General features: G+C 37.8%; 7 protein-coding genes. 3 read left to right on the top strand and 4 right to left on the bottom strand.

The window, feature by feature from the left end; translation table 11 throughout:
- Positions 1-14 precede the first annotated feature (14 nt).
- Genes pglX through CP947_RS06575 form a run of 3 tightly spaced genes read right to left on the bottom strand, consistent with a single transcriptional unit; the run spans position 15 to position 7,616 of the window.
- The gene (gene pglX / locus CP947_RS06585; protein WP_096712431.1) at positions 15-3,455 is read right to left on the bottom strand and encodes a BREX-1 system adenine-specific DNA-methyltransferase PglX; all 3,441 of its coding nucleotides are present in this window, start codon (positions 3,453-3,455) and stop codon (positions 15-17) included.
- Entirely contained in the window at positions 3,455-7,021 is a 3,567-nt protein-coding gene (gene brxC / locus CP947_RS06580) for a BREX system P-loop protein BrxC (RefSeq protein WP_096712430.1), read from the bottom strand. Before brxC ends, pglX begins: the two co-directional genes overlap by 1 nt.
- Before the next feature lie 10 nt (positions 7,022-7,031).
- Complete coding sequence (locus CP947_RS06575) at positions 7,032-7,616, bottom strand: DUF1788 domain-containing protein (RefSeq protein ID WP_096712429.1); 585 nt, start codon at positions 7,614-7,616, stop codon at positions 7,032-7,034.
- A 153-nt stretch (positions 7,617-7,769) separates the two neighbouring features.
- On the opposite strand from CP947_RS06575, the gene CP947_RS06570 reads away from it, so the two are divergent.
- Complete coding sequence (locus CP947_RS06570) at positions 7,770-11,477, top strand: DEAD/DEAH box helicase family protein (protein ID WP_096712428.1); 3,708 nt, start codon at positions 7,770-7,772, stop codon at positions 11,475-11,477.
- 103 nt (positions 11,478-11,580) lie between these two features.
- Here CP947_RS06570 and CP947_RS10780 read toward each other — a convergent pair whose 3' ends face one another.
- Entirely contained in the window at positions 11,581-11,742 is a 162-nt protein-coding gene (locus CP947_RS10780; RefSeq protein ID WP_241646014.1) for a hypothetical protein, read from the bottom strand.
- A 244-nt stretch (positions 11,743-11,986) separates the two neighbouring features.
- On the opposite strand from CP947_RS10780, the gene CP947_RS06560 reads away from it, so the two are divergent.
- Entirely contained in the window at positions 11,987-12,331 is a 345-nt protein-coding gene (locus CP947_RS06560; RefSeq protein WP_096712486.1) for a winged helix-turn-helix domain-containing protein, read from the top strand.
- On the top strand, positions 12,328-12,594 hold the full coding sequence (locus tag CP947_RS06555; RefSeq protein WP_096712427.1) for a carboxymuconolactone decarboxylase family protein: 267 nt from the start codon (positions 12,328-12,330) through the stop codon (positions 12,592-12,594). The genes CP947_RS06560 and CP947_RS06555 overlap by 4 nt, the downstream gene beginning before the upstream one ends.
- Positions 12,595-12,852 lie beyond the last annotated feature (258 nt).

Below are 12,852 nucleotides of genomic sequence, written 5' to 3'. Positions count from 1 at the left end.
TATCTGATTAATAATTATATCTTCTTCACCAATCCATCAAACAACTTGTAATTCTCCTTAACCCCGTCATCCAGATCGATCTCAATATATGCATCGGCCTTGTTCTTGAGCACTTCATCATAAGACATTATTTCTTCAATATACCCGGCCAATTTCGCCTTCTCCTTTGCACTGCGGGCATCCTCACTGGAAAGCATCTCCCTGTGAGCATCCATTTTCCCTTCCAGTTCCAGTAGATACTCTGTCCGCATCCTGGCAAGTGTGGTCCTGTCATAGCGGTGCATATAGACCAGCGCATTGAAAGCCCGCTTCTTTCCTGAAGTAAACAACCAGTAAATCGGCCGCTTCTTATACATTTTCACGTGGTCCTTGTAAAAATCCTTCAGGAAATAATCCCGGATGACCTGCTCGGAAGACTTCGTTTTCTTCTTGCCCTTGGTGCTGAGTGCTTGTGCAATGAAATCCATATTCTCCGACAATTTCTCCGGCCCGAAGGTCACATTCAAGAACTCCTTGAATCTGCCCACGATGTCATCTGTGAAATACTCCTCATCCAGTATAGGTATGATGGCATCCTCATCCGGCAAAAACTCTGCATCAGGCACTTTCTCCATAAACTCCTGCATTCCTTCTCCCTGATTGGCAAGAATCAGACCTTCCTTATGCGGAGAATACCGCCCGAACATGCAGCCCACGGCGTAGGAGATAAACTCTTTTATGGTATCAGTAAACCGCAATGCTTCAAGTTCTTCCTCTGATTTGTTATTTCCATACCGATAATAAGGATTGCAGGTCAGCGTGATCTCTGAAAGGGGAACATCAGGTGTCATTTCATCCTGCAAACCATAAGCCTCAATGAAAATACAGTTGTTCTCCTCTTCCAGTCGCTGCATATCCAATGTCATTTCTTTCCAGTGAGTGCGGAGTTTAGAGTAGGTTTCTTCGAGGGTTGGACTGTGGAATTCGGTTTTAAGGAACGGTGAGGTGGTGAAGTCCCAGGATGTTTCGTAGGAATCCCAGTCGGATTTTGAACCTTCAACTAATCTTTCAAAATTTAAAGGTTCATTTTTTAGGTATGGCAGTTCTTGTATGGTTCCAAATCTGAAATCTAATGTAGGTGTCACTAACTCTAGAAGTTTGCCACATATTTTTGAATTCAAATAGACAACAATTCCTTTTAAAGCTCTGTCTGAGAAAAACATAGTTCCTTTGCTATCAAAAGCGAATCCTTTCCCAGAATAACGAACAGATAAAGAAGATGAACTTAATGCAGAAAAAGTTGCTCCGTCTCTAAAATGGTATGAAGGATTACGAAAAGATGAACCGGGATAATCTTTTATTCTACTGCCATTTATTCTCCAATCAACAATATAGTAGTTGTTACCAAACCATTTCCTGAAAGTTCCACCTTTATTATAGGGAACCCAAAATAAACTAGAATTAGATTCACTAGAATTAAATGTTATGTCACTTATCTTAACTTCACTCCAAAGTCTTAAAAATAAGTCATTGTTAGCAGTTGTTATACCCTCTTTGAATGTTGCATATTTTTTAAGAGGTTCGTGTATGAATAACTTTTTTTGTTTTTCACTCATCCAATAAGCAATCGGACTCCCTGGAATCTTCTTGAAATCGGCGGCGGAGGCGGTATAAAACCAGCTACATTCTGGATTTTTTATAGCTTCTAGAGCTTTTGGAGCCTGATTTATTGCTCCACGGAAATCAGAGAGCCTTACATATCCACCTTTATAATTAGGAAGATGGACATTTTTAGCTGTAAATGTACAAATTGGTACTGTTGCACCATCAAAACCCGAATATTCAAGTTGAATCAATGAAGTGATAGTTTTCTGCTCTATCAAATAATTTCTTAATTTTTCATATGATGAAATAAACATCCATACATAAGGTGCCATAAATCCGAGTTGACCTGCAAGCTTCGTAAAATTGAAATTACTTTCTATAAACATGGCAAAAAGATCTGACTTGCTGTCAGGATAGTTGTCTTTAGAGTATTTTTTGAGTATTGGATTCATTCCCTTATTACCCATATACGGTGGATTTGTCACTACGCAATCATACTGGCTGCTCATCAGTTTGGCCTGTTTGATGATGGCATCCGGGCTGTTTGGCACATCTCCGAAAGTATCTATGGCAGGATTCTTGCTGAACTTTGCGTATTCGGCATCGATTTTGTCGAAATCGAACTTGGGCATTTTGAGGATGGAGCCGTATTCCTTGGCATCCTCGAAGAATTCGATGAGGCGGTGCAGTTCGGGATACTTCTGCTCGGGGATGTAATCTATATTGTTGGTCTCCTGGATGGAACAGAGGTTGAGCTGGATGTCTTTTTCGAATAACTTGCGGTCGTATTTGTGGGCCTGCATCATCAGGGCAAATCCTGCCAGTTGGGTGGCTCGGTCATCGATCTCCAGACCGTACAGGTTCTTGTTCAGGATAAGGGGAGCGATCTCATTATCCAGATAGCCCATGGAGCGGTAGATCTCATAAAATACATCAAAAGCATAGACCAGAATATGGCCTGATCCCATCGCCGGGTCCAGCAGGGTGATTTCCTCGGGGCTGTAGATTTTTTCTTCCGGCTCAGGGGTCTCCTGGTCAATGAAATACTCAAACTTGTCCTGCAGGTTGGGACTGGGATTGGATTCCAGCCATAATCTGCCCAGGGAATTCTCCACCATGTACTTGACAATCCACTTCGGAGTGAACAACTGGGTCGCTGCAGGAATGTTTTCCTTATTGATTTTCACATTCTTCTTCAGGTTGGCAAACACTTTTTCCTTACGTGGTGCCACGTAATCCTGATAGATCCAGCCGATGATCTCAACTTCCTGCCAGTCCTCCTCAGGAATGATATCATTCAATTCCACAAGGACCGAATCCGTATGGAGCAGGTATTCCGGGATGAGTAATTCGGTGTAATCCTCGATCTGCTCGAACAGGAATGGCATAATCTCATGCAGGTAATTGCAGATTTTGAGGATCAGGTAGTGATAGAGTTCCTCATCCTTGCCCTCGGCTTTGATGTCCAGTACATAATCGAGATCCAGTTTCAAAAAATCCAGGTCTGCTGCTTTTGTCAGGATTTCAGGTTCCTTCCTGTCTGCATTAGATGAGGTAAATACCTTTACAGGCAGATAATCGTTAACCTCCATGAACTTCAGGGCCACAAACCGGTTAAACCAGGTATAGGTTACTTCGTCCATCACCTTCTCATAACCCTTCTCGGCTACTTCCTTCACAAGTCTTGCACGTTGGTTTTTGATCTTCTTGTTGTAGACCTTACCTCCGATAACAATGGAATCCGCATGCTCTGAATCCACGGGTAATACTTTATCCGGCAGGATACCGTAAAAGGCAGCCCTATCCTTTACTTCCTGCACCAGTTTATTTCGTAATGAATTGGAAAATGTAATGATACTGCTCTTATCCATTAGACCACCGTGATCTTGTTTTCTTCAAGCAGCCCCTTCAGTTTTTGCCGAATGCTGTCTAGATATTCTTCAAGGTCTTCTTCGGTCTCGATTTTCTTTTGACTCCTAAATTCAGATGCATCAACAACCCTTACAGGTTTGACATGAGGCTTTTCTTCTCCACCTTCAACATCATCTCTTTCCCTGATTATTTGCAATTGTCTGGAAACTTCATCAGTAACATCCTTGTACAGGTCATCGATAGAATCATTCAGGGTTTTTGCATATACACAGTCTTCACATTCTGCAATCTTACCCTTTAGATGATCAAAACGCTGCAAAACACGATCTTTGAAACCATTCCCTAAGTTTCCATAAGAATCGATTTCCCGAGCAACTTCTGTCCTGCGGAGATCTAGTTTCTCGTACCCTTCTTCCTTTAGATTATCAAGACTCTTCTGGAGAGCATCATCTATTTTCCCGCCTAACTGCGGTAATTCTTTGATACGGGAGTATGGTTTATCCATCTCCAGAATTTCCTGTACAGTCCGGACATTTTGCTTCATATCTGCATCGAGAAACTGCAGATTCCGCTCATATTTATCTGCCCTGTTGTACATTTCCCTGAAAATATCAACCATCTGACTTTCAAAGAAACCAATCGAATGTTTGGCTTCTTCGTGAACTTCTATCAATTCATCTTTCCTATCTGCAACCTCCTGCAAAAAATCAGATGGATCATTGATTTGATTGATTTCTTTCAGGAAATCACTGTAAGCTCTGATCTCTTCTCTGCCTGGATAGGCTTCTACTTCCTGATAACGTCCAGCATATTTTTCTGCAGCATCCCTTTTCTCGCTGAAAACCTGCTTTGTATATTCAAAAAGATCATTCTCTTTTTCAGGAATTGCCGTCCTGTCAAACACATCATTCAACACATCTCTGACAGCCTTTATTGTCTGCTGATTGGATTTTTCCCAAATCTTTACAACTATTCTATCAGCATCTTCCCTTTTAGTCAGATAACGGGCAATCTCATCGGCATTCTCAGATTTAAGGATCAAAGCAGTTTTCTGGTAGGAGAGTTTGATTTCCTCGTTGGCAAAAAGAGTGGCTACAAGACCTGCAATGGTCATATCCTTCCAGCCATATGGTTTGCTCGAAAACTTCTCCTTGATATCCTTCAAAACAAGGACATCATTCCTTTGATGTCGGACTTTGATATAATCACGCAGTTCTTCAAGAGCATTCCTATTTGTATCAGACTTCCCTACACCAAACTTTTCCAGGTCATCAGCTCTTAATACCCTCAATACATCCTTATCAGAATCGTAATCATAAGTGACATAGGATGCCTTACTGTAAACATTCTGGGAAAGTTCATCAAGCCCATCCTTAATTCTCTCCTTAGGGTTTTTCTTCTCAATACTGTTCACTTCTTTCCCATGAATAAAAACACGTGCATTCTTTGCACTTTCAAATACTGCCCTTTTAGCCTCATCAATTAGTTTTTCCTTTTCCACTTCCTTGGAACGGAGAATATCATTAATTTCTGATATATTGGAATTTGAACTATTTTGACGCAGATATTTCTCTATTTTCAGGTGGTTGCGAACCATATCAACTACTTTACTATCCGGAGGGAAAACAAACAGTAAAGTTTCCTTGGAATCAACATTGCTCAACACATCTCCAGACAGGGATTGTTGATCACTTTTATGGTACAATTCATCTGAAAGGGGTGTCAGGAATTTGACAGTCAGGTCGGCATTGCCGGCAGATTTGTACTTTTCATCAACTGCTTTGTTAAACTTATAATCCTTATATCTCGTAGGACAAATCTCACTGGAATCACCGAAAATATATGTATAAATCGTATCCAGAACACGGTAATTCTCAACTTCGGTATTTTTGATTTCTTTGTTGATTTCCTGTTCTTCATTGGTCAGGAAATGATAACTATCTCCGGACTTACTGATAAGGGTCTGCTGTTCTAATCTTTTAAGGGATTCATCCACCTTTCTCTTCAATTCCAACTTATCCTCATCTACAGAACTCACTGAAAGGACAACCAGATTATCCAGATTTGGAACGACTTCTTTTACATTTCTTATTAAAAACAGTAACTTGAGAATCTGATTGTCAAACTCCTCTAACTCTGAATTGTCCTGAGCTTGAGTGATAGTAGACTTGATAATGGGATCAAGGAAACTCTCAACTGTATCATAAAAAGAATAAAATGGAATAAGTTTGCCCATATTCTCTTCAGCATACTTTTCAGTAGCCTCTTTGAAAGCATTAAGCATCGAACGTTCACCTTTTGCCAGATGCTTGCCTGTAAACCCACTGTTTCTAATTCTCTCAAAGACCTTTTGCAAAACGAAAAATTGGTAGGGCACATAAGGATAAACATTAATGAAATCTTCCTCGCCCCTGTAGAATTTCATCTCAGCACAATCTTTGGAAAAAGCCAGCAAATTCTTAAGTTCATATTTCTTCTCAGCAAAAAAGGCTGCAAGGGTTGCATTATATTCTTGCTTTTTTGCAAGTATCCTCTTTTTGATAACTTCATCCACATTGGCACTGGAAAGACTCAATCTGGTATCGAATCGTCCCTGGATCTTTGAGAAATCATAACCTTTGACACGGTCTTCTGTAATAGTATCAATGTCTGCCTGTGCAGTCACAACCAGCCACGCTTTCCCTGCCAGTTTTGTGCCCAATTCCTCTGCAATGGTCTGCAGATTCAGCATCATCTTGCTATTTTCACCAATATACTGTCCAATCTCATCGATCAGGAAAATAACCTGATGATCTTTTCCCTGGGATTCACAGTATTTTTCAACTTTTTTGGCAAACTTCTCTACATCCAGATGATAAGTCTCCCCATCATTTAGAAAGAGAGTATTCAATGATTCCCTGCTCTGATAATTACAAGCCACCAGAGCATCAATTATAGCATCCTGTTCAAAAGCATATGAATCACGCCTCTCTTCCCAGGAATCCCCTACAATCTTTTTGAACTCAAGTTTGAATTGTTCATACAATTCTTTTTCAGTTAAGTCCTCTTCCAGGTCTGCTATCCAGAATACATCCCCATAGAAACCTCGCTTTTCATTAAAAGCTCGCATCAAAATATTGACAATCGGTTCCGGATCTGCATGGATAGTATTGGCCTTAGAATCAATATTGAAAAGTATTACATCCTTGCTGCCAAAATTAACAGAATTTTCAATATTGCTGTAGATTGAAGGATCCTCAACTTTTTCCTGGAAAAAATCAAGAGCATTTTTACCTTTCACATTACGGTTTTCCAGGAGATAAGACAGCATTTTGATAAAATGTGATTTACCGGACCCAAAAAAACCGGAAACCCACACACCTATTTTATCTGTGGGAGTAAGCATTGCATCATAATAGCGCTGGAAAAAGACATCCAAGTGTTTTGATGTCTCCCTTGTAATTACATATTCATCAAGTTCGGTATCGACAATATTTTCGTCATATTGATCGACCTTGATAACTCCTTTAATATCCCTTTTTATATCCTTTTCAAAAAGATCCTGTATCATAATATCATTAGTCATATTCCCACCCTCAGATGTCTATCGCACTGTCATCCACAAGCCTGAACGCCCTGTAGTAGTTCCCGTCTTTGAATTTACCGAATAAGCTTAAATCCAGTCCACTGTATTTTCCGGGATAAAATAATATCAGTGGCATGTCATCCACAACTGGTTGTAAATTATTCAGAATTGAGTGTGACCTTATAAAAGGCCAGGCTTTCCCAACTCCAGTGATAAAAACAATACCCACATCACCAAATTCATCCATTTTTTTCTTGATGGTTCGCTGGATATTTGCAGGCTTAAGCATCAATCTTAATTTTTCAAGCAACTTGTCAGATCCTTTGTCAGATTCAAATTGCATAATTCGTTCCATAGGAATTTTTGCTGTGACAATTTCAAGACACAGTTCATACAAATCAATCTCCAGAATATTTATTGATTTAAGTTTCAAATTCTCTTTTAATTTAGGAATCCTGGAACGTATAAGTAGTTCTTTCTCCGGTGGATAATCAAATATCCAAAAAGGGACTTCATTTCCCAATCCTTTACCTTGTAGAAACTCCTCGCTCTGGATGGTTTCTTCAAGTAAATCTAGGCGTTCTTCGATGGTCATGGTTATTGAATAATTTTTATAGTGTATAGGTGTTTTTCTAATTGTTAAGATTGTCCATTATTACATTAGCAAACCTTGTGTATTTTATTTACTTATGATAGTATATAATAGTAATAGTTATATTTTAGGAAGTTGTATTTCTATACAGTTAATATGGCTATAGCACCTTCAAATTACAAATATGAAATACAAGAATACAATATAAATCTTGGGCAAAGCGAGGAACAATTAAACCAAAGTTCAGAAAGTAAAGCTATATATTATCACTCTCAAGGTGATTTCAATAAGGCCCTTGAAATAATTGAAACTATAAATAATCCCAATTACGACCTTATCTTAATAAAAGCAGATTCTTATCTTAAAATTGGAAGACACGAAAAAGCATTGGAATTATATCAAAATTTAAATCACCTTCACCCCTCAAACCCGCTTCTGGAAAAAATTGCCTCAATTAACTATAACTTGGGTGAAAATGAAACTGCACTTTGTAATTACAATGGGCTTATTGAAAATGATCCCTCAAATCCTTATTTTTACGCAATGAAGGCTTCTGTATGCTTCAACCTGATAAATGATTCTGAATCGATTGATGCATATATAACATCAATTCGTGAATTTGTAAATAACAAAGACCTAGAAGCAGCCCTTGATGTATACGAACATTTGCTTACCATTAATCCAGACGATGCAGGGGCACTTTTTTCTAAGTCAGTTATTCAATATGAGTTGAATAATAATAACGAATCTAATTACAATATGGATATAGCGCTCGAATTACTAATCAAATACAATCCTATAGAAAATTTGTACAAATTATTTGATTTAACCGATGAACTAGGTTACACTAATTTGAATACATGGTGTTCAAAATCAAAAAAGTGTTTCTCAGTTAACAAAAATAAGATGGGAATCGTCTTTTTGGACCGTGTTTTAGAATTACTCAAACAGAATGGTCAAATGTCCTCATTTTTCGATATTGTAAATTATGAGCCTGAGCAAAACAATCCCTTCTATTTTTATGTAGAAGGAAAAATAATGGGAACACAGTCTTTTAATAAACCAGAAGATAAAATTAAAAAAGTAAGACGGGCTTACAAGAAGGCTGCCGATTTTTGGGAATATGAAGACAAAATCGAACTGGTCCAACATGTATGTAATGAATCACTTAAATTGGAAATAGATGGGAAAACTTACCCAACTCCACAATTGTGCACTAAGAATGCAGATTTGCTTTTGGCAATGGGTCACAAAAGAAAAGCTGCTGATGCATACATGAAAGCCATGCAATTGTATGAACAGTATAGAAACTGGAGTGAAATGGAAATTTGTTGCAAAAAGGCACTCAAAGCAGAGGCAAAAAATCCGTACATCTATGAAAAACAGGCCAAAGCTTGTAAGTTTGCTTATAACCGCAATCGACACCAAAATAAAAAGAATCAAGCAATAAAATTATACGAAAAAGCAGCCCAATTGTATAACAAATCTGGAAATCATGAAGATTCTAATAAATGTATCGACGAAGTTGCTAAAATTCAAAACGAAAAGGTCAACAAAGCATCAATACCTTACACTGGCATATCCTGCAAGAAAAATATAAAGACAGTATCTTTTGAAGAAGCACCAACTTATGATGAATTTCTGAAAGACCTGTCATCTTATTCTGATGCTCGAACACTTGCAATTTCTGATGACGAACTGTTGATATATCAGATGTATAAAGAAAATCAGAATATTGTTCCGACTCTAAGACATACCGGAGCAGGCTATTATACGGAATATCGTAAACTGGAGCATTTTTTCACAAATTTATTTTTCCAGATGTTCAGAGAAAGGATTATATCAATTTCTGAAGATGAATACGTAATTGATGACAAAAAATTAAGAGACAACTTTCTACAATTCCGTGCCGCTGCGGATAATAACCTTAAATATCTGTTCTATAAAAATTCTGATTACTATATGGGTACTATTTTATCGACCCCTGCAATCCTTTTCTTCAAAAAACTTCTCATCAAAATGGGAATGTGTCCTGGGGTGGTGGATAAAGCAAAAACAGTGGCATCTCCCGGGAGTGCGCTCTTCTTCCTAGAACTTTACATTAATCTGAAAGACATTTCAAAATTGCAGGAGTTTCAGCAAAAAATATCTGCTACCAATGAGGATGAAATAGATAATGTTCTTGCTAGACCGGTTTTAATGCTTAACCCTTGGGAACATCAAAAAGAAGGGTTAAATTCGTGGTTGTCTAACAAAGGTTTTGGAATCCTGGAAATGGCCACAGCAACTGGTAAAACTGTTGTTGGACTTATGGCGATCCAAAAATTATTGGAAAAATATGGAAGGTTACATGTTAGGATACTTACTCATAGCAAAGCAATTTTGAATCAGTGGAGACGTGAAGTAATAGATAAATTTGGAATTTTATCAAATCCATCGCTGGAGCATACTACTCCTGTAATTTCAGGTGGTCTTCAGATTCATTTCAATACAATTCAATCAGTAATCAGATCTCCATCTTCTTATCGTACTGATTTGTTGATAGTGGATGAAGTACATCATGGTGCAGGTTATGAATTCAGAAATGCTCTTTCTTTACAAAGTAAATGGAGAATGGGTTTATCAGCTACAGTTGAAGGACAAACGAAATTATCTGTGCTTAAAAGAAATTTGGGTCCAGTGGTATATAACCTTGATGTAAAAAAAGCTATATCAAAGGGAATTTTGCCTAAGTTCAGATGGGAAGTGCATCCTACATATCTTTCTATTGTAGAAGTCAATCAATTTGACAAGTTATCAAAAAAGATATCTTCTATTTTTTCTGAAATCAGCAATGATAGAAAATTAATTAAAGATCTAAGTAAAAATAAGCAAAGTCAAATGAATGACTTACGTGACTTTGTAAAGTTATGTGAGTTTGCAAGATATAGGAAAATAAAATTACCAGATAATTGGAATAAGCTTCGAGGCCTCCTTCAGGAAAGGAAATGGATCGTGCACAAATCAAAACCAAAAGTTGATGATGCAGTAAAACTTGCTTCCAAATATCTCCAACAAAAGAAAAAGATTGTACTTTTCACAATGGATATAGCAACTTGTGAAAATATCGGGAATCAATTAAAACCTTTATTTAGTAATGTATTTGTCATTCATTCACAAGCCAGAGGGAATGTATACAACCTTATAGATAAATTCAAAAGAGCTGATTCTGGTATTTTGATTGGTGCCAAAATGCTGGATGAAGGAATTGATATTCCAGATGCTGAAATTGGAATCAACGTTTCTTCTGCTGATACTCGTCTTCAACTTGTACAGAGAATTGGTAGGGTTTTAAGAAGAAAAGAAGGTAAACAACCAATATTCCATCATTATGTGGCTTTACCATCTCCAGGTGCTCATATCAATTGTGAAGATAATTTGCGTTACATGGAAGAAATTTCCAGTATACAAGACACGGCCATGAGAATAGGTTCCAAAGCATCTGTCGAAACAAAGGATTCCCACTTCATAAATCTTAAAGACGATGCAGAAAGTATGGTTCGTCAGAGATTTGAAAATCATAAAAATATGCCAATGTTCGATTATGGAACATTACAAGTAGAAAATATTTTGGAGCCATTCTATAGGCACGGTGCATCCACTAAGATCATTTCTGAGCTTGAAAAAATGTCCTCAAAATATAAGATATCGGATGAAGAGTGGGCATCAATTGTTCGACGTGCATTCCCGAAAGAAGAAAGTAATACAAAAGAAGAAGAAAAAGCACTGGATATTCCTGGTTATTGGTGGCTACTAGTTCTTGGTAATAGAAGTCCGAAAGGAATTATAAGTTTATTTCAAAAATATATGGCATTGAACAATTGATTTATATTGCTTGAGTAAAAGGGGATATTTGATTATAGCCAATGTATATTATTTTTGGGCCGGTATAATTCTTCATCAAATTTCCTTCTAAACACAGAAAGATCTACAACATAAGACATTCTTCGGTTACTTGTTCGATTACTTGTTTGGTTACATGTTCGGTTACTTGTTCGCCTGCCCGGCATGAAGTTTCTTCTTTACCAGGATGACTTTCTGTGGATTCCGCAATGGAATCTGCCAGGTAGACAATAAACTTCCACCTCATACATATCTCGATTACCTCCGGCTGGGGGAGCCCAGGTTCTTCAGCGTCCTTCAGTATACAACGAAAACCACTACCCTACTGCTCTATCAGGTCAAGTTCCCTGAAGACTCTGGCAATAACACGATTCCTGATCCTTGATACACCCTGCTTGACATCTAGAAGATGGGAAAATTAGCTAAATGCTAAGTTCATGCAAAATACCAAAAAAAATATAGTTATTAATGGTTACATATTATTGATTGCTATGTCTGATGAGGATATGAAGAAAAGAAAAGAGGAATGGCTTACTAAAGTCAGAAAAGAAGGTAAACTCAACCGCAACCCAACTGAAGATCACAGCACCGGGCTGAAAACTCTTCAGAATAATATCCGCAGAAGTATACTATCTCTTCTACTGGAATCACCTATGGGTCTTGATGATTTGCAAAATGAAATGGAACTGACCAAAACGGAGGCCAAGTTCCATATAGGAATGTTGGAAAATGCCCTTTACGTTGAGAAAGAGGAGAAAAACGGAAGTATTGTATATTTTCCTTCTCCGCGGGCAGAAGCATATATGGAAAATGTAAAAAGTGGAGGGCATAAATGACTATTTCTATGGATGACAAAGAGTCGAATTGGGAAAAGGACTTCTCGAACTTAAAAGATACCATAATGCAGGATGGTGCTATCGATAATAAAACTAAAAAACTGCTGGCTCTTGCAAGTGCTGTGGCTGTGGGATGTGATGAATGTGTATCCCACCACAAAAAATTTGCTCGCAATGCAGGTTTAAAAGATTCCGAAATTGAAGAAGCAATTCTAGTAGCATCACTGATTCGTCTGGGGTCGGGACTGCGACATGTTGACTAAAAAGGAAAAGTAAACTAAACTGTTTTTAACCAGGAATAAATACTAAGGAGAGAAGGAATTATAGCTCTTCTCATGTATTTATCGGAATTTTTGGGTAGGCATTAAATGGAAAGTTAATGTGAGCGAAAATTATATATTATTGCCCTGATTGTCACTCGAAAATATCTCAAAGTGTAACTTATGAAGAAATTTGCTTGTTATAATTCTACATGATACAATCTTCAGCAAACATTCTCACCTAAGCGCCTTCCCCTTTAC

The organism is Methanohalophilus euhalobius (assembly GCF_900215215.1).
In the GTDB taxonomy this organism is placed as follows: Archaea; Halobacteriota; Methanosarcinia; order Methanosarcinales; family Methanosarcinaceae; genus Methanohalophilus; species Methanohalophilus euhalobius.
Note: the sequence above shows the minus strand (reverse complement) of the source record. Positions and strands in the feature narration are given on the sequence as shown.

Excerpts from the sequence above, each read along its gene's own strand:
- pglX (WP_096712431.1), bottom strand. The coding sequence starts at position 3,455 with ATGGATAAGAGCAGTATCATTACATTTTCCAATTCATTACGAAATAAA.
- brxC (WP_096712430.1), bottom strand. The coding sequence starts at position 7,021 with ATGACTAATGATATTATGATACAGGATCTTTTTGAAAAGGATATAAAA.
- CP947_RS06575 (WP_096712429.1), bottom strand. The coding sequence starts at position 7,616 with ATGACCATCGAAGAACGCCTAGATTTACTTGAAGAAACCATCCAGAGC.
- CP947_RS06570 (WP_096712428.1), top strand. The coding sequence starts at position 7,770 with ATGGCTATAGCACCTTCAAATTACAAATATGAAATACAAGAATACAAT.
- CP947_RS10780 (WP_241646014.1), bottom strand. The coding sequence starts at position 11,742 with ATGAGGTGGAAGTTTATTGTCTACCTGGCAGATTCCATTGCGGAATCC.
- CP947_RS06560 (WP_096712486.1), top strand. The coding sequence starts at position 11,987 with ATGTCTGATGAGGATATGAAGAAAAGAAAAGAGGAATGGCTTACTAAA.
- CP947_RS06555 (WP_096712427.1), top strand. The coding sequence starts at position 12,328 with ATGACTATTTCTATGGATGACAAAGAGTCGAATTGGGAAAAGGACTTC.